Raw genomic sequence first — 24327 nt, 5'->3', positions numbered from 1 at the left:
TATGAAAAAGTGGCATTTTCAACGTCTAACTATACTTCAATTAACAATTCAATGACAGTGTAGTAACCTTACACTCCATCAGGTTTTGGCCTTTTATTTCAAAAATTTGAAGTTTGTTACACGAGGAGCCCGCGTTCATGGCAGCCGAAAAACTCACAAAAGCCCGACTTGCTCAAATCCTAATCACCTTGCTGGTGTTGATTAGTGCTTTTCTATGGCGAACCTTCTCACATGAAAGTGGTACGCACATCACCTGTGGAATGGAAAAGCCTTGTCAATTTGATATAGAGGGGAAGCGGGTGGCTGTCTCTCAACTCGGGTCACGAGACGTTCCCAAGTACTCCATTTCTCCATGGGATGAGCAATGGTCAATCGAAGTGAATGGTTCGACGGAATTCCAGTCTGGAGTGCTATTAGTGTCCCCAACAACGCAAGACAATATCGAGCTTAAAATTAACCATGGCATCACACTAAAACTGCGTTACCTACCGTAGAATCATCACTCAACGCCTAAACCATAGATTGGCGCTATTTAAACACTCCGATATATCAGGTATAAATAGTGTCATCTCACGTATACAAAACTCGTTCAATGCGGCTAAAAACAACCGTTTCTACTCAAGTTGATGTCTATTCTTGTATCCATGAACTACAACAGTCTATGGATAGCAATGGTTTATCGAATTTAATCTGCTATTTCACTGAAGAATACGATGCTCAACTTTTATCCTCAATGTTAAAAGCGGCATTTCCCGGCATTCCAATTATCGGATGTTCTTCCTGTCGTGGTGTGATGACGCAAGATGGGTATTTTTCCAATCCGGCAGTGGGAATCATGGGGATTTATGATAGTCCTCAGGCTGCTTACGGCACGGCATTGATCTCTCTTTGCGATAATCGCCCCATCCCTGAGTTAATTGATCAAGCGATTGATAATGCACTAGAAAGTGCCGATAGAACGGGAGAGTTACCTAGTCTTGTGCTTTTGCATGCTACACCCGGTATTGAAGAAGTTTTGATTGAAGGAATCGATAACAAGTTTGGCTCTCAAGTCCCCATTATTGGCGGGAGTGCTGCGGATAATTTCATCAGTCAAAATTGGTCTATCTTCACGCAGGAAGGTGCTACCGATAAAGGCATTGCATTGCAATTGATGTTTCCATCGCAGTCGGTTTTTGGTGGATTCAGCGCTGGGTATTCTCCAACCGAATTTTCTGGTGTGATCACGAAAGCCAAAGGTCGAGTGATTGAGGAAATTGATAACGAATCGGCCAGTGGACTGTATAAAGAGTGGATTGGGGATCACTCGGGAATTCAAATCACGGAACAGTACCTTTTCGAACATGTGACTCGGTTTCCTTTAGGGAGAGTGGTGGGAAAGGAGGAGAGCTGTTCACCGCAATATAAGCTTACTCACCCCGTGAGAAGGACTGAAAATGGCGGGCTAGAAATGTTTGCGAATGTGGAAGTCGGAGAGCAAGTAAGCTTGATGACGGGATCGCAAAATCAGCTTATTGAACGTGTGACGCGCGTTATTCAGGAAGCGAGTTATAAAAGTTATCAAGATCGGGCGTTATTTGGTTCTTTAACTATATTCTGTGCTGGTTCCATGTTGAGGCTTGGTCAAGATATACATAAGGTTCAACAGAAAATAATGGAGCAGCTCAATGGTTGCGCTTTTATTTGTCCCTTCACTTTTGGAGAGCAAGGCCGTTTTATTAATGGTGAAAATGCGCACGGTAACTTAATGATTTCTTCTGTTGTATTTTATGAGGCATGAAAATGGATTCTGAATACACAGAGAAAGTAAATGAATTGACTCTTGAGTTACAAAGAAGCATTGAACGAGGAAAACAGCTTGCAGAAGAGAATAGGGTAATTCTCGCTGCTATCTCTGCATTCAGTGTTGCCACCAACAAAAATCATATCTTTGAAGAATTAAAAAAATTATTGAATCGATATATTCAGTTTGATGATTTTATTGTTATTTCCAAAGATAAAAACGGTCACCAGTTTCGTACGGCGATTGCCTCAAACGCCTCATTTAATGATGTTGTTTGGCCAAACGGAGTTAAATTCCAGCGTGTGCTGAATGGTGAGTGCATTCTGTTATTTGAACCTTGTAAGTTAGATGAGTTTGCCTGCTTAATGGGGTCGATTGAGAAGCCGGTTTATTCCGCTTTGATTACTGGGATTCAAGCTCAAATCAGCGATTCTGTCCTCATCTTATTGGGACAGAATAAAGGTCAGTTTTCTCTTGAAGCAAAAGAGACGTTGTCACGTTTTAGGCCGCTATTAGAAAGAGCTATCTCAGATATTGAACATAAAGAAGAGTTACAGAAACTCGTAGAAATAAGAACGCGTGAACTGCGTTTGGCGCAAAAACTGGCAGAGCAAGCTAACCAATCTAAGTCTAACTTCCTCGCGATGATGAGCCATGAGCTCAGAACTCCGTTGAATGCGGTGCTTGGATTGATTGATATTTTACGTGGAGAGTCAACGAGTTACCAAGTTGAGCTGCTTGAGCAGATGGAAAACTCTGCCGAACTTCTTCTCATTATTATCAATGATATTTTAGATTTAAGCCGAATCGAGTCTGGGCACTTTTCATTACACTGTCACTGGTTGGATCTAGAAAAGAAACTAGACCAATCTTTGGTTTATCATAGACAGATTGCGCAAGATAAAGGTGTACATTTTTATGTTCAATCGAATAAGAATCCAACATTAGAGTACTACACCGATTCGGCAAGACTCACACAGATACTCTTTAATATTGTTGGTAACGCCATCAAGTTCACTAAACAAGGACAAGTGGATGTAGTATTAGACTACACCAAGGATGGTGTCGTATTTCGAGTCAAAGATACAGGAATTGGGATTGAAAAGAATCGGGTAGAACAATTATTTACCCCCTTTATTCAAGCGGATAATTCAATTACAAGAAATTATGGTGGTACAGGGTTAGGCCTTGCGATTACCAAACATTTGGTTGAATTGATGGGAGGCACAATCCAAGTTGAAAGTGAGTTCGGTATAGGCACAACCTTTACTTTATATATTCCACTTCAATCTCGCTTGAAAAATATTAAACCGAGTACTTCCTCATCCCAACAAGTCGTGAATGTAAAAAACCATCACATTCTTGTTGTGGAAGATACAAAGACCAATCAAATGGTTATTCAATTACTACTGAATAAGTTGGGCTATGATGTCACGATTGCAGAAAATGGGCTACAAGCGGTGGAGCTTTTAGAAAGAAACCACGCATTTGATCTGGTGCTAATGGATATTTCAATGCCGATTATGGATGGTATTGCTGCAACCAAAATACTCCGAGATAAACATATTGAAATCCCCATTATCGCACTCACTGCTCACACTGCCGGGAGTGACAAGCAAAACTGTATTGATGCGGGAATGAATGACATTGTACTAAAACCGATCCGCAGCAAAGACATCATGGAGGTTGTGAAACGTTTCCTTAATCCATAGCTAGATTGGTAGATCACAGCCTGCATTAACCTGCGGATCTTCTACCGAATTCTCAACCTGCTATTCTCCCACTTGTTGCGTCCAAAGTTTGGCGTACAGCCCTTGCTGGGCAAGCAGTTCCTCATGTGTACCGCTTTCGGCAACTTGTCCTTTATCCAAGACAAAGATGTTGTCAGCATGGCGGATGGTATTGAGGCGATGGGCAATACTGATCACAGTGCGACCACGACATATTTCATCCATATTGCTCATGATTGCCGCTTCAGAATTGTAGTCGAGAGCAGAGGTCGCTTCATCCAGCAGTAAGATTCTAGGATCGACCAGCAAGGCTCTCGCTAAGGCGATACGTTGCCTTTGGCCACCAGACAGTGCCGCGCCCTTTTCGCCGACAGGCTGGTTAAAACCGTGGGGAAGTCCTTCAATAAACGCTAACGCACCTGCCAATTGAGCGGCATGGCGGATTTCTTCATCGCTGGCCTGCGGTTTACATAAACGAATATTGTCCGCCACACTTCCGGAAAAAAGAATGCTCTCTTGTAGTACCACACTCATATTGCGGCGCAGAGACACGGGATCCGCAATCGCAAGATCCATTCCATCCACCAGCACTTGGCCATGTTGCGGAACGTACAAGCGTTGCAGCAGGCGAGTGAGTGTGCTCTTGCCTGAACCTGATGGTCCCGTAACGCCGATAAATTGCCCCGGTTTGATCTTGAGTGATAGATTGGCCAGTACCTCAGGGGCATCTTGGTGGTAACGAAAGCGAATGTTACTAAACTCAATGCCACCGTCGAGTTCGGGCACGGACGCTAAGCCTTGTTTACTGTTTTCTCTCGGTTCATCGAGAATATCGCCAACCCTTCTCAGTGCGATAAGAGTGTGCTGAAAATCCTGCCAAATTTGTGCCAGTCGCAGAACGGGCTGAGTCACATGGCCTGCGAGCATATTGAAGGCCACTAGCTGACCGGGAGTGATTTCACCTTTGAGTACCGCGCTCACGCCCCACCAAAGCAGCAGTGCCGCCGTCAGCTTCTGCACCAGAGCGATAGCTTGCCCAGCGATGAGCCCCGATTTTTGTGCATCAAAGCTACGGTTTAGTTGCTGGCTAAGAATACGTTGCCACTGCTCAAGAAAGCGATGCTCCGTCGCGGTCGTTTTGATGGTTTCAATACCAGTAACGGCTTCGGTCAAAAACGTCGTGGCATTAGCGTCGGACTCGTATTCAGATTCCACTTTTTTGCGGATCAGCGGTCCTGCAATCAGCCACAACACAAAATAAATCACAAGCGAGCCAATCACTAACCAAGTCAGTGTACTGGCGTAATGGAACATGACAGCGAGAAAAACCGTCACAAAAATCAGATCAAGTAATAGCATCAAAGTCGAACCCGTCAGAAACTGACGGATTTGCGCCATTTCACGCACTCGCGCAATGATTTGCCCAGTTTGGCGCTGCTTGAAATAGGTTAATGGCAGACCGACTAAGTGCCGATAGAGTCGGCCTGACAGCTCGGCATTCACTTGGCTTGCAAGATGGCCAAATACGGTATTGCGTAAATAGCTGTATGCTGGCTCAGCTATCGCTAACGCTAACATCGCCAGCGCCAGCACATGCAAGCTTGATAGGCTTCGTCCCACGAGCACTTTATCGATAACATTTTCAAACAGCATCGGGCTAACCAGCGCAAATATCTGTAGCGCGATGGCGTAAAGAAACACATCTCGCAGTTGGCTTTTTTGACGAAGAATGGAAGGGGCGAACCAGCTTAAACCAAATTTGACCTCTTTGACGCTCAGAGACTCATCTGCAATCAGCATGACTTTGTAATGCGCGGTGGATTCAGCCGATGTGAACGAGAGTGTGTGCAGAGAGTCGGTTGCAGGATCGTAGGCCGTCCAACCGTTATCATCGGTTTGGATCATCACTTTCCAGCCACCCTGATATTCGATAAGAGCGGGGAGTGGCAGCGTATTGAACGCTTGAATACTGAGCTTTGTTATTTGGCTTTTCAGGCCAAGATAGTCGGCGGCCTCTCTCATTTCCATGTCAGTGAGATTGGCGTGGCTTACCCCTAGCGCGTGTTTCAGTTGCGAGCTGGTCGATATTTTGTGAAATTGCTGACCTGCGTAGACCACAGCTTCGATACCCCAATTAGTTCTTGGAGACTCTTGTGGTAACGTTTGTTCAGCAAGCCTATGAGCGTCGGTTGTAAAACGGGTGTTCATTGCTATCTCTCCCTCAACGCTTCAGCTTGGTATTCCTGAATCGGGCTAAGCAGATAGTCAATCACACGTCGTTTATCGGTTTTGATTTCCGCGACGACCGACATGCCGGGAGTGAGTTCGACCGTTTGTCCATCAATCATAATATGGTTGGTTTTTAGCTGAATTTGAGCAGGGAACACCAGCCCTAACTGTTCATCTGTTGTTGAGTCTCGCGAGATACTGAGTAGCTCTGCGTCGATTGTGCCGTATCGTGTGTAGGGGAAGGCATCGACTTTGACCGTGACCGATTGGCCTGGATACACGAAGCCCACATCTTTATTGAGAATTTGCACTTCTGCCTGTTGCACACGGTTCTCAGGCACAATGATCATCAAGTTTTGTGCCGGTTGCAGTACTGCCCCAAGGGTATAGACACTCAACTGTTGCACAGTGCCGTCAACGGGCGAGCGGATGATTTCGAGTTGCTCACGCTCACGAACCTTAGAAAGTTCTTGATTTAAAGAAGCCAATTGCAATCTGGCCTGTCTGCGCTTTTCCAACCACTCTCGCTGCTTTTGCGCTTTGAAGCCCGCTAGCCGCTCTTCAAGGCTTTCATATTGTGATTTAAGCACTTCCAGCTCGGCTCGCTGTTGGGCGACTTGGCGCTGCGCTTCGAGCAGCTCTTTTTCTTGTTCAAGATACTCGATATGACCGATCACTTTGACTTGGTTGAGCTTTTTGCGGGCGGCAAGGCGCTGACTGATGTTTTCTGTGAGCTGCAACAACGCATGGATATCGCTTTGGCGCGCGGCTTGCGACGTGCGGTTCACCTTCATCTCGGCGGTGATGCTTGCCAGCGTTGAGTCGAATTCGTTTTTTTCGCTGAGATAGTTTTCATGGATCAAAGCTTGTTGTTCGGCTGGTAGAGCGGTAAACATTGGGTCATGAGTCAAGAGCTGGCCATTAAGTAAGGTGCGATAGCGGATCAACTCGTTCGTTTGAAACTCTGCTTGGCTGACCAAACGCGTAATATCTTGATTGACGCCCAAGGTATCAAGAGTCAGCAATGGGGCGCCTTTTTCAACTCGTTGACCATCTCTGACATGGATGCTTAACAGTCGGCTTTGCTCATAAGACTGGATCACTTGCGAACGCCCAGATACAACAAGGCGGCCAGTAGCGGTGGCCTGTACATCTAATTTCCCCCAATACGCCCAGAGCAAGGCTGCGAGCACACCTAAGCTGAGCGTAAGCGCAGTGACGCGAGCAAAAGGCGAGGGTGGACGCTGAGCCAAAGCAAGATGTGCGGGCAAAAACTCATAGTGATGTTCCGTGGGTTGGTGTGGTGACTTTTGACCAAAGAAACGCTTCATGATGGTGTTCATGCGGAGGCTTCCTCTTGTTTGAGCTCTTGCTGAAGCTGCCATAACTGTTTGTATTGTTTGCCGTAGGCGAGTAATTGTTGGTGTGAGCCTTGCTCAACAATCGTGCCTTGATGAAGCACTATGATGCGATCGCAATCACGCACCGTAGACAAGCGATGAGCAATCGTGATCACCGTACGGCCTCTGGCAATGCTGGCCATATTGGCTTGAATGACTGCTTGAGATTCGTCATCCAGCGCACTGGTTGCTTCATCCAAAATCAGCACTTTCGGATCTGATAAAAGGGTGCGTGCAATCGCGAGACGCTGCCGTTGACCACCTGAAAGCGATTGACCACCTTCCGCTAATACTGTGTCGTAACCCATGGGAAGTTTGAGGATGAAGTCATGTGCGCCAGAGAGTTTTGCAGCCTCAATGATCTCTTCCAAACTTGCCTCAGGCTTAGATTGGGCAATATTTTCACTCACGCTTTTGTGAAATAAAAAGTTCTCTTGCAATACCACACCCACTCGCTGTCTGAGCTGTTGAACATTGATGTGATTGAGTGGAATGCCGTCAATGGTAATACTGCCTTGCTCAGGGCTATAAAGTCGCAACAACAGACGGGCGAGGGTGCTTTTGCCTGAGCCCGAGGTGCCGACCACCCCCAATGTTTCACCTGCACGGATGTCTAGCGACAAATCATTAATGGTAGGAGGAATATCCGGTTGATAACGAAAGAGGATGTTTTTGAAACTAATAGCGCCGCTTATAGTGACATTGTCACTCCCTGTGTGTTGTTCTACTGGTAGGTTAAGCATATCGCCGAGCTTTTCGATGGCGACCCGAGTTTGAATAAATTGTCCCCACAGCTCGACCATCCGCGCTAAGGGCTGCGCAATGTGGTTGGTCATCATGTTGAAAGCGATCAGTTGACCAATGGTCATCTCAAGTGAGAGCACTTCCGTCGCCCCCAACCATAAAATGGCGACGCTGGTGATTTTTTGCAGCAACTGCACTAAATGGTTAGAGCGGTTATTAAGCTGCTGGACGTCATAACCCGTTGTGACCATTTTTTCGGTTTGTTCATCCCAGCGTCGGATAAATCGCGGCTCAACTGCCAAACTTTTCAGCGTTTCACTACCGGCTACGGTTTCAGTGAGAAATGAGGTATTTGCCGCAGCATGTGAAAACTGCTTTTCAATCGCCGCCTGCATTCTTGGTGTGAGCCACCAAGCGAGAAGGACATAACAGGGCACAGTAGCGATAAATAGCCCTGTGAGCGGAGCAGAAAGTAAGCTCATGACGTAAAGAAAGACGAACATAAACAGTAGCTCGACCGTTAAGGTAAACATAGAGCCAGTCAAAAACTCGCGAATGGTGTCGAGCTCGCGCACACGCGTGACAATCGCGCCGACTTGGCGTGATTTAAAAAACATGAGCGGCAGTCCAAACAGATGCTGCACCAGTTTAAGTCCAAGCTGTATGTCAATTCGGTTGGCGGTATGGGCATACTGATATTCGCGCAATCCGCGTAACACCACTTCGATCACCCCTGTAATCACTAGACCAAATACCAGTACATCCAACGTCGACCAAGCTTGGTGGACCAGGACTTTATCCATCACCACTTGAAAAAACAGAGGTGAGATCAGAGCCAGAATTTGCAGTACGAACGAAAATAAAAGAATTTCGCTCAGCACTCTTTTATGCTGGAGGAATTCAGGAATGAACCAAGTGATATCAAAGCGCGATTGTGCTTGCTGTATTACTAACGATTTTTTATTCCAAGCAGAATTAAGTTCGTGATAAGAGATAACTTCGGGAGTTTCTTTATTAGGTCTTTGTATTAAACATTTATCTTTATTAGTTTTTGCTAGAATAAATGGTAAGTCGTGCTGATCAAATAAAATTGCAGGTGTTTTTAGTGATTCGATGTTTTTAAATTGTGAAAATTTTGTGCGTATTTTAACTTTGTGTTCTTTCTGTATTTTGTTCAGTTCTTCTTTGAAGTTTTTAGTGTCAGTTAAATGACTTTCGTCTTTTATTTTTTCTCGATTACCGCTGATGACGCTTAAATAAAAATGAATGCATATCAGCGTGAGTCTTTCATTGTTGGATATCATTAAATTATTTCGCCGATGTATTACAGCATTTTTGAAAGGGCGGCATCCTATCACCGCTTGTTAACATGTTCAATCCTCAATTACCGTCAGCGTTGTATGATAAATGCTGAAATAGTCTGTTTTGTAGCCAATTTTGATATAAATTAATGATATGAGTCACGTTAATGTGCAATTTGTATGATGATTGCATCTGTGTGAAATTGAGGGAGTACCGCACTGTTAAATTAGAATATATACTCTAATTTAATGTGTTTAAGTCGGTTGATAGCCATGATTTAACGATGTAATATCCCGCCTTCAAATAAATAATACAATAATAACCCTAGGTTTGATTTGTTATATTTTGCCCTTTGGGCTTGCTGGAAAAGATTGGTTCATAGAAACCATCTTTTCATATCTGTGTAAAATAAATGGGGAAATTTATGATGGAGAAGTTCGTTCAGACAGTCTCGAGTGTTAACTACAATAAAGGTGTGTTTTCTCTTTATTTCGTAGGTCAGGATCAAAAAAATATGGCGCACGGCGTTATGGCTGAAAGCGATAATGATCTTGAATTAAAGCAAGTTGTTCATATGCCTGCATCCGGTTTTATGTACATGGTTTCTATGATCAAAAACATGTTAGAAGATCCTAGAATGGAAGCCGAATTTAATAAGCTTGTTGCTGCTGGATTTCTGCCAGCAGGTGATGCCACCGCAAATTCAGCAGAAGACGCCGCCGCGGAAGAGAAAACCGCAGCGAAGAAACGTCCTGCTCAGGTGAAAAAGTAACCGCGCATCGGTTGATACTGGGCACATGTCTATTACACATCAACCTGCAAATCTCACATTAGCGCAAATACAACAGATGATAGGTGGTGTGATGCTGCTCAGCCAGCATTCGCCGCTTCATCGTCGTTATGTGGTTGCAGAATGGCTGCAACGCATTCTGCCTGCGTTTGAGCTAAACCAGTTTTGCTATTACGAAGATGAGCATGGGCGTCCAATTGCCTTTTGTAATTGGGCGTTTGTCTCTGAGCAGATCCGAGATGAGCTGCTCTCTGGTGTGCGCGAAATAACTCCATCCGACTGGCGTTCGGGCCAGCAAATCTACATTCCAGAGATGATTGCTCCATTCGGGCATGGTCGCGAGGTCGTCAATGATCTTCGTCGTCGTGTATTTCTTCCGTGGCAGGGGCAGAAAGTCTGTACTGTCCGCGGCAAGGTGGATGCTCAAAATGACCGCTGTATCCGAAAGGTGCAGTGGTTTTCTATTTAATCCCTAAAAGAAGAGTTTGGCTTATGGGAAAACCATTTTGGAGAAGTGTTGAATACTTCTTCACAGGAAACTATTCCGCCGACGATGGAAACAACAACATTGTAGCCATTGGTTTTGGGGGACAAATTCATGCCTACGGCGGTGACGACCACGTCACTGTTGGATCGATTGGTGCAACGGTGTACACCGGTAGCGGCAACGATACGGTCGTGGGCGGATCTGCCTATCTCAAAGTGGAAGATTCCACTGGCCACCTAACTGTAAAAGGCGCAGCTGGGTATGCAGACATTAATAAAAGTGGCGATGGCAATGTGTCATTCGCTGGTGCCGCCGGTGGTGTGTCGATTGACCACTTAGGTAATCATGGTGATGTCAGTTACGGCGGTGCCGCGGCTTATAATGGCATTACCCGTAAAGGGTTGAGCGGTAATGTCACCTTTGCAGGCGCGGGGGGATACAATGCCCTCTGGCATGAAACCAACCAAGGGAACCTGTCTTTTACAGGAGCAGGCGCAGGTAATAAATTAGACCGTACTTGGTTTAACCGTTATCAAGGCTCGCATGGCGATGTGACCTTTGATGGTACCGGTGCCGCGAACAGCATCAGTTCACGCGTTGAAACCGGTAACATCACCTTCCGTGGCGCAGGTGCGGATAACCATTTAGTCCGTAAAGGCAAAGTGGGCGATATTACTCTGCAAGGTGCTGGGGCTTCAAACCGCATTGAGCGGACACATCAGGCCGAAGATGTCTACACACAAACCCGCGGCAATATTCGTTTTGAAGGTGTGGGTGGTTACAACAGTCTTTACTCTGATGTGGCTCATGGTGACATTCATTTCTCGGGTGGCGGTGCGTACAACACCATTATTCGTAAAGGTTCTGGAAATGACTTTGCGAAAGAAGGCATGACCAATGCTAAGGCTGATGAGATTGTATTAACTAAGGCCGTGATGAGTGGCTCATGGATAGGGCAAGATCATCATGTCACAGCGGTGAAATCGGCTAGCGAGCCTAATACATATCTTTTTGCTTTCGCAGACTCTACGTATACCAAAATTAACAAAGTACAGTTACGCAATGATCCTCAAACTGGAGAACTGAAATATTACTCTACGGCTTGGTATAAAGAGGGTAACCATCTAAGCAACTTAGCGAATCAAGACATTTCCGACAACGGTGGTTTCACAGCCGTTAATATCAATGGCGCCTACACGCTATCTGACCTCAAAGTTGAACATCAGCAATCCGTCACCGTTCATGCGGTTGAAAAAAGCCTGACTGAATACGAGTGGGTGACTTACGCCAATGGTGCGGTGATTGATGCGAAAGAGGTGTCATTGTCGGATGCCAAAATGGGCGGTCATGCGATTTATGCTGATGGCACTAAGGTGGATGTCAAAGCGGTAAAATCCAACCGCCAACCCAACACTTACATTTATGCCAAAGTGCTTGGGCCTTACACAAAAATTGTGGTGGTGGAACTGGCAAACGATCCCGAAACCGGGGCACTGAAATATCAAGCTCGCTCTTGGTATAAAGAAGGTGATCACACGGCCAATATAGCCAACCAAGATATTTCATCTGCAACTGGGTATAACCCAATGGGCAAAGGTGGCTACTCGCTCAGTGACTTGCACTACAGCGTAAACGCCGTTAGAAGTACCAGCGAAACCGTAGCGGATATCGAAGAATACACAGATCAAACCTTGTTTAAACCCGCAAACGATAGCGGTGAAAGCTCAGGTGATGTTCGTTTCAACGGTGCCGGTGGCGGTAACGTCATCAAGTCCAATGTGACTCGCGGTAATGTGCATTTCAACGGTGGCGGTATTGCCAATGTGATTTTGCATAGCTCCCAATTTGGTAATACCGAATTTAACGGTGGTGGTGCGGCAAACGTGATTGTCAAAAGTGGCGAGGAAGGGGATCTCACCTTCCGCGGTGCGGGTTTGGCGAACGTATTGGTACACCAAAGCAAGCAAGGCAAGATGGATGTTTACGCGGGCGGTGCGGTAAACGTATTGGTTCGAATTGGCGATGGTCAATACCTTGCGCATTTGCTGGCTTACGGCAACATTTCTGTGCACAAGGGCAATGGCAACAGTCGTGTCGCCATGCTCGGTGGCTACAACACCCATACCCAAATCGGCTCTGGCAACGGATTATGGTTGGCGGCGGGCGGTTTCAATGTGATGACGCAAGTCGGCAAAGGTGATGTTGCTGCGGTACTCGCTGGCGGTGCAAACGTACTGACCAAAATGGGTGAGGGTGAACTCACGTCGGGTATGCTGGGTGGCGCGAACGTAATAACCCAAATCAGCAATGATGATCAATTATCGAATACCACGGCTGTGGCACTTGGCGGTGCAAATATTCTCACCAAAAAAGGCAAAGGTAATACCCTTGCGGTGATGGGCGGTGGCGCAAACGTGTTGACGCATGTGGGTGATGGCACCACAACGGGTGTCATGGTCGGCGGTGCGAACATTCTCACCAAAGTAGGTAACGGCGACACGACCGGCATTCTGCTTGGCGTTGGCAACGTGCTGACGCATGTGGGTGATGGCCAAACCCTTGGCGTAATGGGCGCGGCGGGTAACATCTTCACCAAAGTGGGTGATGGAACCTCTATTGCAGTCATGATTGGCGCGGGCAACATCTTTACTCATGTGGGAGAAGGGAATGCTTGGGCGCTGATGGGCGGCTTGGGTAACGTCTTTACCAAAGTAGGCAACGGTGATGCTCTCGCGTTAATGGTAGCAGAAGCCAACGTCTTCACTCACATTGGTGATGGCATGTCGGTGGCACTGATGTTAGCCAAAGGTAACGTTGCGACAAAAGTGGGTAATGGAACCACACTCGCGGCGATGGTGGGGAACGCCAACATCTTTACCCATATTGGTCATGGCAGCACGTTTGCGGCGATGATCGGCCAAGCCAATATCATGACCAAAGTGGGCAATGATCTCACGGCGGCGCTGATGGTCGGCAAAGCGAACATCATGACCCATGTTGGCGATGGTACCAGCCTAGGGCTGTTTGCTGGCGAAGTGAACGTGATGACTAAGGTTGGTAACGGCACCACGTTAGCGGCGATGTTCGGTAAAGCGAACATCATGACCCATGTCGGTGATGGCTTAACCGGTGTACTCGCACTGGGTGAAGCCAATATCGTTACCAAAGTGGGTGATGATTTCATGGGTGTGGTGGCCGCGGCCAAAGCCAACGTCGTGACTCATGTTGGTGATGCTACCACCGCAGCCGTATTGGCGGGTAAAGGCAATATCCTCACCAAGGTGGGTGAAGGTACAACCGTTGGTTTATTGATCTCCGATGTCGGCAACGTGATGACCCACGTTGGTGACGGCACCACCATTGGTATTGCCAAAGGTAAGGCCAACCTCATTACCAAAGTCGGTGATGGTTTAGGTGTTAATGTCGCTTGGGGGCAAGCCAACGTGTTTACCCAAGTGGGCGACGGTGATCGCTATAACTTTGCCAAAGGTGAAGCCAACCTCATCACCAAGGTGGGTGATGGCCAAGAAGTCTCCGTGGTGCAAGGCGAAGCCAACATCATTACTCATGTGGGCAATGGCGACGACTACACTGGCGCTTGGGGTAAAGCGAACGTCATTACTAAAGTCGGTAATGGCCAAAACGTGGTACTGGCAAAAGGTGAAGCCAACATTGTTACTCAAGTGGGTAATGGTGATAGCTTTAACGCACTTTGGAGTAAAGGCAACATAGTTACCAAAGTGGGTGATGGTATGCAGGTGACGGCGGCAAAAGGCCAAGCCAATATCACCACCACCGTGGGTAACGGTCTAAGTGTCACTGCTGCCTACGGCGATGCCAATATCAACACCAAGGTCGGTGATGGGGTATCCGTCAACGTCGCTTGGGGCAAATATAACATCAACACGAAAGTGGGTGATGGGCTCAATGTCGCTGTGATGAAGGGCAAAGCTAACGCCAATATTCACGTTGGGGACGGTCTCAACATCAATGCCTCCTACGCACAAAACAACGTCGCCATCAAAGTCGGTAACGGCGATTTCTATAGTTTAGCGGTGGCATCGAGCAATACCAGCAGCAACAAGCTCTCTGCCTTGTTTGATAACATCAAACAAACTGTACTCGGTGTCGGTGGCAGCCAAGCCATCAACTACTTAGTGCAAGGCGATGAAGCCTCCTCATCCGGCACGCATAAAGGTCGTGGTGCGATTACTACACCTGAAATCACCAAACTGGATGGTTTCCAAATGGATGCCATTAAGGAAGTCGGTTCTGACCTCGGTGATAGTCTCACGGGCAGCGTGACTAAGGTTGATACCCCAGATCTCAACAAGATGCAGCATGCGCTCAATGTTGATGATTCTTCCGTTCAAGCTCCGAATCTGATTGTGAATGGGGATTTCGAGCTGGGCGAACATGGCTGGCAATCTACTCATGGGGTTGAAGCCTCTTATGCAGGCAGTGTGTATGGTGTAGAGGGTGAAGGTCACGGCGCACGTGTGACCGAGCTCGATACTTATACCAACACCAGTCTCTATCAAGATCTGGCTAATCTAGCGCAAGGTGAAGTTATTGCGGTGAGCTTTGATTTTGCAAAACGCGCGGGCCTTTCTAATAACGAAGGCATCGAAGTTCTTTGGAACGGTGAAGTGGTATTCTCATCGTCGGGTGACGAGTCTGCTTGGCAGCAAAAAACCTTAAAGCTGACCGCGCAGGCTGGCAGTAACCGTATCGAATTCAAAGGCACAGGCCACAATGATGGACTGGGCTACATCCTAGATAATGTGGTGGCGACCTCAGAGTCATCGCAACAAGCCAATGCAATCCGTGAGCACGCAACGCAAAACCCAGCAGCGCAGAATGCTCTATCCGATAAAGAGCGTGCAGAAGCGGATCGCCAACGTCTAGAACAAGAAAAACAGAAACAGCTTGATGCTGTCGCAGGTTCACAAAGTCAGTTGGAGTCGACCGACCAACAAGCCTTAGAAAATAACGGTCAAGCTCAACGTGATGCGGTGCAAGAAGAATCAGAAGCTATCACGGCTGAGTTGACAAAACTGGCGCAAGGTCTCGATGTGCTTGATAGCCAAGCAACGCATACTGGCGAGTCAGGCGACCAATGGCGTAACGAATTTGCTAGCGGTCTGTTGGCTGGCGTTCAAACTCAACTCGACGATGCGAAGCAGCTCGCGAATGAGAAGATTGCTGAGGCGAAGCAGACGCACGCGGACAATCAAAATAAAGTCAAAGATGCGGTTGCGAAGTCTGAAGCGGGAGTCGCCAAAGGCGAGCAAAATCGAGCGGGAGCAGAGCAAGATATTGCTGATGCTCAAGCCGATGCTGAAAAACGTAAAGCTGATGCTTTAGCAAAAGGTAAGGATGCGCAACAAGCGGAATCTGATGCACATCATGCGGTAAATAACGCTCAATCACGCGGCGATCGTGATGTGCAAGTGGCGGAAAACAAAGCCAACCAAGCGCAAGCTGATGCTCAAGGTGCTAAACAAAGCGAAGGTGATCGTCCTGATCGTCAAGGCGTGACTGGTAGTGGCCTTTCGGGTAACGCTCATAGCGTGGAAGGCGCTGGCGAAACAGACAGTCATGTCAAAACCGACAGCCAAACCAACGCCGATGGCCGATTCAGTGAAGGTTTGACCGAACAAGAGCAAGAAGCGCTAGAAGGTGCGACCAACGCAGTGAACCGTTTGCAAATTAACGCAGGTATTCGAGCGAAAAACAGCGTTAGCAGTATGACTTCTATGTTCTCTGAAACAAATAGCAAGAGCATTGTTGTTCCTACCAAAGTCTCGCCTGAACCAGATCGCCAAGAAGTGACTCGTAGAGACGTCCGTATCTCAGGGGTGAACCTCGAAAGTCTAAGTGCGGTACAGGGAAGTCAACCAACGGGTCAACTGGCTTCGAAAAGTGTCCCCGGATTTAAAAGCCATTTCGCATCGACATCCATTGGTATAGAAAATGAGCTATCCGGTCTGGTGGTGGTTTTACCGAAAAACTCAGCGCAGACTTTTGGCTATGTGCATGATTCACAAGGTAACCCATTGTTCATGCTAACCAAGGATATGAATCAAGGTGGTTATAGCAACCCAGTGGGTATCAATGATATTCAAGGGGTGAACAACTGGCAGACGCATACGATTGAACTGGTTACATATCCTAGTGAAATCAGTGATACAGCAGCGATTGAAAGTCGTAAAGAGGCAATGCTATGGCTTGCGAAAGAGTTTACCGATCATATCAATCAGTCTAACCACCAAAGCTTACCTCATTTAGTGAGTGATGACGGTCGTTTCACACTGGTTATATCGAACTCTAAGCATCTTATCGCGGCGGGTAACGGAACCTCTATTGATGCACAAGGCAAGACCATAGGAATGACTCCTAGTGGTCAACAAGCAACAATGGCGATCAGTGCGAAAGAATTTGGTACAAGCTCGTCGCCGGAAGTCAGACTGCTTGAATCTGCGCCTTGGTATCAAGCAGGGTTGAGAGATGAGTTTTTAGCAAACGCGAAAAACACCACGTTGGATGATCCCGCTACAGCACAAAATGTGTATGCCTATCTCACGTCTGTCTATTCAAAAACAGCAGATTTGGCCAAAGAGTATGGGATCTACATCAATGATTGGGATCCTGCCTCTGAAGGTTTTTCACCGAATGCTCAAGGGTTAACGGATCCGAAAGTCAAAAATGCTTGGAGCATATTGCCAAGAACTAAACCCGTTAGAATGCTGGAACTTCTGAGTGCGGAAGACTCACGCTACGTAAGGCAACAAATTGCGGAAAAGCTGAAAGGCACCTATTCAGAAAGCCTTGCTAAGAACGTGTTTGAATACTTCCAATATGGTGGAGAAGTCGCTGGACATGGAATCAATAATGCGACGACAGGAAGTGTGCAACAGCCTGAACCAGCGATCTTATTTGAGTTTCGCAGTGTACCGAGTGCATTAAGTGACTTTGTACCCAAAACAGCGTCAACGGTGAAAGTGGATGTTAAGGCACTCGATCATTTTGACTCGGCAAGCCGTAAAGCCATCATTACTGAAGTAAATGCTTTGGTTAGCGGTAGTGAGGATTTCGATGCTTGGTATCAGGAGTATCGAGCAAGCAAAGGACAGCCGCCAGTCAAAAATCCTAAGTCCAGTGCATCCGCCAATCACAAAGCTGAATGGTTGATGACGCAGCATGCTGAACAATGGGCGAAAATTACCGCTCCTTATACTGATAACCATGAGACGCTCACATCTACCAAGCTTGCTTCTAACGATAAAGAAGAATTACACGCTTTAGGTGAAACGTCGAATCTAGAGCATAACAAGCAGCAAGAAAACGTCGCTTCCATAATTAACACCATGTTAAATGACATGCTGCCATTCTATGCACTGCGTACCGAACGAAATCTACTGGTACAAGAAGGAGATGAAGGCTTCGAAGTGCGTGCTTGGCCAGGAACCGAAGACAAGAGTAAAACCATTATTCTTGAGGACCCTGAAGACGCGGCTCAGCACAAAGCCATCGAACGCTTCATTCTGGCCAACTTCGATAATTTCGAACAAATGCCAGACGAGCTCTTCTTGGTGGATAACAAGGTGATTTCACACCATGAAGGTCGTACACATGTGTTGGCGCAAAAAGTCGATGGTGCATGGCAATACAACGCCACAGTAGAGCTGATGTCAGTCACTGAACTACTGGATGCGGCGAATGTAACGGGTAAGATCCGCGGTGAAAGCTATCAGCAAGTGATCGACGCATTGACTGATTACCACGCCAGCATCACTGAGCACGCAGATTATGAACCGGAGTCCGTGGAAAAACTGCTCAACTTGCGTAAAAAAATTGAAGGCTATGTACTCGGACACCCAGACTCAGGTCGTGTTGAAGCGATGAATTCACTGTTAAATCAGGTGAATACGCGTTTAGGTGAAGTTTCACTGCTGTCAGTTGCTGAGCAAACTATCCAAGCGCAAGACAGTTTCAGCCGACTATATGACCAGCTAGAAGCCGCTAACTTGAAAGAGAGTAAGCACCTTTATCTGGATCAAAATGGTGACTTTGTTACCAAAGGCAAAGGTAATCTTGCCAATATCGATCTGCTAGGTAGCCGCGAAGCTGTGCTTGAAAAAGTGAAGTTAACAGTAAGTAACGAGTACGGTCAAACCGTTGCGGATACAATTTTTGCTGGATTATCAGCCAAAGATCTTGCCAAAGACGGTAAAGGGATTGATATCGCGGGTTTGAATAAAGTACATCAAGCGATTGAACAGCATCTGTCACCTGTCAGCGCCACGTTGTACGTTTGGAAACCGAGTGATCATAGCGCGCTAGGTCATGCCGCATTGCAAATAGGCCAAGGTCGCACGCAACTTGAAGGTCAAGCTGCAGCTGATTTTAACCAGCAAAATTACGTAAGCTGGTGGCCACTAGGCAGCAAGTCATCCAATATCAGCAATATCTTGAATGTGGCCACAAAAGACCAACCTGATCTTAAGCTGCGCTGGAGCGACTTCAGTCAACCTGCACATCAAAATGACACGCTTGAGCATGATGTTGCTTCGGAAGAAAACGATGGCTTTGGTTTGCATGATGGCGACATTAAGCTGAAACGCTTTATCGAGAAGCTCAATGCTGCGAAAGGAATTGACGCTTCATTTAAAGAGGCTTCTGAAGGTTACGCGAGCGTACTACTGGGTAACCCAGATATGCTCGAAACGACAGGTATTCCTGCACATGTTTTCCAACCATTTGTCGAACAATGGAATGACACCAGTTATGACATGATGGACGTGGCAAACCGTTTTGCGCAAGAGCTCAGACTACAGGCTCAAAGAAGTGACGATCCCGAACTGCTTGAAAAGCGCATCGGCAATGTGGTTCGCCAATTTGCAGAAAGAGCACTGGAAGAGATCGAAACCTTCAAAGCAAGCCAAGCCGATCAAGGTCGAGTATTCCGCATTAACCTTGAAGGCCTCGATGTGGCGGCAATGCAAGCAGAATGGCATCGTCTAAGCAACGATCCGGATGCTCGCTATCAATTACTGACCAAAAACTGCTCCAGCACAGTGGCTAAAGTGTTGAAAGCCGGCGGGGCGGATAAACTGATTGGCCATACATGGCTGCCTAAGTTTGGTGTTTGGACGCCGACCGAGCTTTTCAACTTTGGTCAGGCACTGCAGGAAGCTCAGATGGAAATTGCCGCGAAGAAGCAAAGTCATCAAGTCACTGATGTCCTTGATGCCTTGTCAGGCAATGAGAAGCCCAAAGAAAACGTGGCGATTGAAAATGATGGTACGCCACCGCGCGATAAAGAATCTCTGAGCCCATTGACTCGATTCCTCAATAACGAGTTGTATGGTGATAAAGAGGCTCGCCGTAAGATTGGCGAAATCACGCAAACCCTACTTGATCATGCGGTGGAAAAAGGTGAATCGCAGAAAATCACTCTGCAAGGAGAAGCGGGCCGTCTAACGGGGTATTACCATCAGGGAACTGCCCCAAGGGAAGGTGAAACGAGCACGACAAGCGGCAAAGTCGTATTGTTCCTGCACGGTTCTGGTTCTTCTGCTGAAGAGCAAGCGAGCGCGATTCGAAATCACTACCAGAAGCAAGGTATCGATATGCTCGCAGTCAACCTGCGTGGCTATGGTGAAAGCGACGGTGGACCAAGCGAAAAAGGCTTGTACCAAGATGCTCGCACCATGTTCAACTACCTAGTGAATGATAAGGGTATTGACCCAAGCAACATCATCATTCACGGCTACTCAATGGGCGGTCCAATTGCCGCAGATTTAGCACGTTATGCCGCGCAAAACGGCCAAGCGGTGTCTGGCTTATTGCTTGACCGTCCTATGCCAAGCATGACCAAAGCCATCACCGCTCACGAAGTGGCGAATCCAGCGGGCATTGTGGGGGCTATCGCGAAAGCGGTTAACGGCCAGTTCTCTGTAGAGAAAAATCTCGAAGGTTTGCCAAAAGAAACATCCATTCTGCTGTTGACCGATAACGAAGGTTTGGGTAACGAAGGTGAGAAACTTCGTACCAAACTCACTGCCTCTGGTTACAACGTCACTGGTGAGCAGACATTCTATGGTCACGAAGCAAGCAACCGTTTGATGAGTCAATATGCGGATCAAATTGTCTCCGGTTTGTCCAGCAGTGCAAGTGTAGATGAAGACCTAGATCAACAAGGGTTGGATACCACATCAACCAAGGATCAAGGCGTCTCAAATAAGGATGATCATCTGCAAGTGGTGGATAGTAAAGAAGCATTAGCGGATGGAAAAATACTCCATAATCAAGATGTTAATGGCTGGGGCCCGATTACGGTTACACCAACGACAGATGGTGGTGAAACCCGCTTCGACGGTCAAATTATCGTGCAAATGGAGAACGATGATGTTGTTGCAAAAGCGGCTGCGAACCTTGCGGGTAAGCATCCAGAAAGCAGTGTGGTGGTGCAGCTCGATTCAGACGGCAACTATCGCGTGGTGTATGGCGATCCGTCAAAACTGGATGGAAAGCTACGTTGGCAGTTGGTGGGGCATGGTCGCGATCACTCAGAAAGTAACAATACTCGCTTAAGTGGTTACAGTGCCGATGAGTTGGCCGTGAAATTGGCCAAGTTCCAACAGTCGTTTAATCAAGCCGAAAACATCAACAACAAACCGGATCACATCAGTATTGTTGGTTGTTCTTTGGTGAGTGACGACAAGCAAAAAGGCTTTGGTCATCAGTTTATTAACGCGATGGATGCGAATGGTCTTCGTGTCGATGTCTCTGTTCGTAGTTCTGAACTGGCCATAGACGAGGCGGGACGTAAGCATACCAAGGACGCGAATGGCGATTGGGTTCAAAAGGCAGAAAACAACAAAGTTTCGCTAAGCTGGGACGCGCAAGGTGAAGTTGTTGCCAAGGATGAACGTATTCGCAATGGTATTGCGGAAGGCGACATCGATCTCTCTCGTATTGGTGTCAGCGACGTTGATGAGCCTGCTCGTGGCGCGATCGGTGACAATAATGACGTGTTTGATGCGCCAGAAAAACGCAAGCCAGAAACGGAAGTGATTGCTAATTCTAGCAACAGTAATCAACTCAGCTACTCAGGTAACATTCAAGTTAACGTGGGCGAAGGGGAGTTTACGGCGGTGAACTGGGGCACATCGAATGTGGGTATTAAAGTCGGTACTGGTGGCTTTAAATCGCTGGCCTTTGGTGACAATAACGTTATGGTTCATATCGGTGACGGTGAAAGCAAACACAGTGTCGATATCGGTGGCTATCAAGCACTGGAAGGAGCGCAAATGTTCCTCGGTAACCGTAATGTGAGCTTTAATTTCGGACACAGTAATGATCTGATCCTAATGATGGATAAGTCGATCCCAACTCCACCACTCGTCAATCCATTCGACGGTGCCGCGCGTATTTCTGGTGTGCTGCAAAGTATTGCTACGTCTGGAGAGGGAGAAGATTGGCTTGCCGCTCAAGAGCAGCAATGGACACTGTCTGGCGCGAAGAAGTTCGTCAAAGATATGTCTGGTTTGGATCAAAGTAGCAGTGTGGATTACACCACATTAGTTGAATTGGATTCACAAAATGAACGTGATAGCCGTGGCCTGAAGCACGATGCAGAAGCGACACTGAATAAGCAATACAATCAGTGGCTAAGCGGTAACGGTAATAGTGGCACGAGTCAGCTCAGCCGCGCTGATAAGCTTCGTCAAGCCAATGAAAAGCTAGCATTTAACTTTGCCGTAGGTGGACAAGGGGCGGATATTCAAGTCACGACGGGTAACTGGAACTTTATGTTCGGCGATAACATTCAGTCGATTTTGGATACAAACTTAGGTTCACTGTTTGGTCTCATGACGCAGCAGTTCACCGCAACGGGACAAGCAAAAACCACCTTCACTTATACGCCACAAGATTTGCCGCGCCAGCTCAAGAATAAGCTACTCGGCCAGTTAGCAGGAGTAGGGGCTGAAACGACATTGGCGGATATTTTTGGTGTGGATTACACCGCGTCAGGTCAAATTGTTTCGCGTAATGGTCAAGCCGTCGATGGAGTGGTGATTCTCAAAGAGATGCAGGAAGTCATCGGTGAGTTCAGCGGAGATCAACTGCAGGCTTTTGTCGACCCAGCTAAGTTGCTAGATAGCCTGAAAGCGGGTATCGACATGGGAGCGGATGGCATTAAGTCTTTTGCTGAAACTCATGGGCTGAAAGAGAAAGCGCCTGAAGAGGAAAAGGACAATTCTTCGGTTTCTGTTAATGGTGCGAACGTGAACAGTGCGCAAGGTGCGACTATGGCTGATGGCAATACTGAAACAGCAGAAACACAAGATCGTGCCCTTGGCTTTAACTCGCTTAACCTGCCTAACTTGTTTGCGACTATTTTCAGCCAAGATAAGCAGAAGGAAATGAAGTCACTGGTGGAGAATCTCAAACAGAATCTCACTGCTGATTTGTTGAACATGAAGGAGAAAACGTTTGATTTCCTTCGTAATAGTGGCCATCTCCAAGGAGATGGTGATATCAACATCTCCCTAGGAAACTACAACTTCAACTGGGGTGGTGATGGTAAAGATCTCGGTGCGTATCTCGGAGATAACAACAACTTCTGGGGCGGACGAGGCGATGATGTGTTCTACGCAACAGGCACGTCAAACATCTTCACGGGTGGAGAAGGCCACGACATGGGCGTTCTGATGGGACGTGAAAACATGATGTTTGGTGGCGATGGCAACGACACAGCAGTGGTTGCTGGACGCATTAACCATGTCTTCCTTGGTGCTGGTGACGACCAGTCGTTTGTCTTTGGCGAAGGTGGTGAAATTGATACAGGGTCAGGTCGTGACTATGTGGTGACTTCTGGCAACTTCAACCGTGTGGATACGGGAGATGATCAAGACTACTCCGTTACGATTGGCAACAATAACCAAGTGGAACTCGGATCAGGTAATGACTTTGCCAATGTCTTTGGTAACTATAACCGTATCAATGCCGGTGCGGATAACGATGTGGTGAAACTGATGGGTTACCATGCCGTGCTAAACGGTGGTGATGGAGATGATCACCTGATTGCAGCGGCCATCTCTAAGTTTAGCCAGTTCAACGGTGGTGAAGGCCGTGATCTGATGGTACTTGGTGGTTATCAAAATACTTTCAAAGGTGGCACGGATGTGGACAGCTTTGTGGTGAGCGGTGATGTTATCGACAACCTTGTGCAAGACATTCGCAGCGAAGATAAAATTGTCTTCAATGGTATCGATTGGCAGAAACTGTGGTTCGAGCGCAGCGGGTATGACCTGAAACTGTCGATTTTGCGTGATCCGTCTAACGACAGTGACCAATCGAAGTTTGAGCATATTGGTTCGGTGACATTCAGTGATTACTTTAATGGTAACCGCGCTCAAGTGGTTATCGGAATGAGTGAGAAAGACCTGTCGGGTGAACGTGAATACACCATGCTATCGGATAGTGCGATTGACGCTCTGGTTCAAGCGATGAGTGGTTTTGAACCGCAAGCGGGTGACAATGGCTTTATCGACAGCCTAGAGAGTAAATCTCAAGCTGCGATCAGCATGGCGTGGTCAGACGTGGTTCACAAAAAAGGATTGATGGTGTAATCGCGTAGCCCAAATTTAAGCAGCAAAAACAAGCTGCCAAAATATCCAAGAACTCCGCCTTAGTGTGGAGTTCTTTTTTAGCGAAGCAAACCTAAACACATTTGAAATGTGTTGGTAACAGGTTTTCAAATCAAGGGATTACACAAACACTTTGGCATACACAATTGACGTAAGTACAGTGACAATGTCACTAATAATCATACTTAACATTGTCAAATG

General features: G+C 47.0%; 9 protein-coding genes. 6 read left to right on the top strand and 3 right to left on the bottom strand.

Annotated features, from left to right (window positions below):
- Nucleotides 1-137: 137 nt before the first annotated feature.
- The 3 genes from F0316_RS06945 (at nucleotide 138) to F0316_RS06935 (ending at nucleotide 3495) form a co-directional block, all read left to right on the top strand.
- Nucleotides 138-494 (top strand): hypothetical protein, encoded by a 357-nt coding sequence (locus tag F0316_RS06945; protein ID WP_172625980.1) that lies wholly within the window; start codon nucleotides 138-140, stop codon nucleotides 492-494.
- Between the two features lie 167 nt (nucleotides 495-661).
- The gene (locus tag F0316_RS06940) at nucleotides 662-1780 is read left to right on the top strand and encodes an FIST signal transduction protein (RefSeq protein WP_000377952.1); all 1119 of its coding nucleotides are present in this window, start codon (nucleotides 662-664) and stop codon (nucleotides 1778-1780) included.
- A gap of 2 nt (nucleotides 1781-1782) precedes the next feature.
- Nucleotides 1783-3495, top strand: a complete 1713-nt coding sequence (locus tag F0316_RS06935; protein ID WP_172625979.1) for an ATP-binding protein — start codon at nucleotides 1783-1785, stop codon at nucleotides 3493-3495.
- A 60-nt stretch (nucleotides 3496-3555) separates the two neighbouring features.
- Here the strand turns inward: F0316_RS06935 and F0316_RS06930 are convergent, their stop codons facing one another.
- Genes F0316_RS06930 through rtxB form a run of 3 tightly spaced genes read right to left on the bottom strand, consistent with a single transcriptional unit; the run spans nucleotide 3556 to nucleotide 9187 of the window.
- On the bottom strand, nucleotides 3556-5721 hold the full coding sequence (locus tag F0316_RS06930) for a type I secretion system permease/ATPase (protein ID WP_149560343.1): 2166 nt from the start codon (nucleotides 5719-5721) through the stop codon (nucleotides 3556-3558).
- Nucleotides 5722-5723: 2 nt separating this feature from the next.
- Entirely contained in the window at nucleotides 5724-7085 is a 1362-nt protein-coding gene (locus tag F0316_RS06925; RefSeq protein WP_172625978.1) for an HlyD family type I secretion periplasmic adaptor subunit, read from the bottom strand.
- Nucleotides 7082-9187 (bottom strand): RTX toxin T1SS ABC transporter subunit RtxB, encoded by a 2106-nt coding sequence (gene rtxB / locus F0316_RS06920; RefSeq protein WP_149560561.1) that lies wholly within the window; start codon nucleotides 9185-9187, stop codon nucleotides 7082-7084. The genes F0316_RS06925 and rtxB overlap by 4 nt, the downstream gene beginning before the upstream one ends.
- A gap of 425 nt (nucleotides 9188-9612) precedes the next feature.
- On the opposite strand from rtxB, the gene rtxH reads away from it, so the two are divergent.
- From rtxH to rtxA, 3 genes are read left to right on the top strand one after another with little or no spacing between them, the layout of a single operon-like run.
- Nucleotides 9613-9960 (top strand): protein RtxH, encoded by a 348-nt coding sequence (gene rtxH / locus F0316_RS06915; RefSeq protein WP_001906284.1) that lies wholly within the window; start codon nucleotides 9613-9615, stop codon nucleotides 9958-9960.
- 25 nt (nucleotides 9961-9985) lie between these two features.
- Complete coding sequence (rtxC, locus tag F0316_RS06910; protein ID WP_001910779.1) at nucleotides 9986-10447, top strand: RTX toxin-activating lysine-acyltransferase RtxC; 462 nt, start codon at nucleotides 9986-9988, stop codon at nucleotides 10445-10447.
- A 23-nt stretch (nucleotides 10448-10470) separates the two neighbouring features.
- Nucleotides 10471-24108, top strand: a complete 13638-nt coding sequence (gene rtxA / locus F0316_RS06905; RefSeq protein WP_172625977.1) for an MARTX multifunctional-autoprocessing repeats-in-toxin holotoxin RtxA — start codon at nucleotides 10471-10473, stop codon at nucleotides 24106-24108.
- Nucleotides 24109-24327 lie beyond the last annotated feature (219 nt).

It is taken from the genome of Vibrio cholerae (genome assembly GCF_008369605.1).
Taxonomy (GTDB): domain Bacteria; phylum Pseudomonadota; class Gammaproteobacteria; order Enterobacterales; family Vibrionaceae; genus Vibrio; species Vibrio cholerae.
Note: the sequence above shows the minus strand (reverse complement) of the source record. Positions and strands in the feature narration are given on the sequence as shown.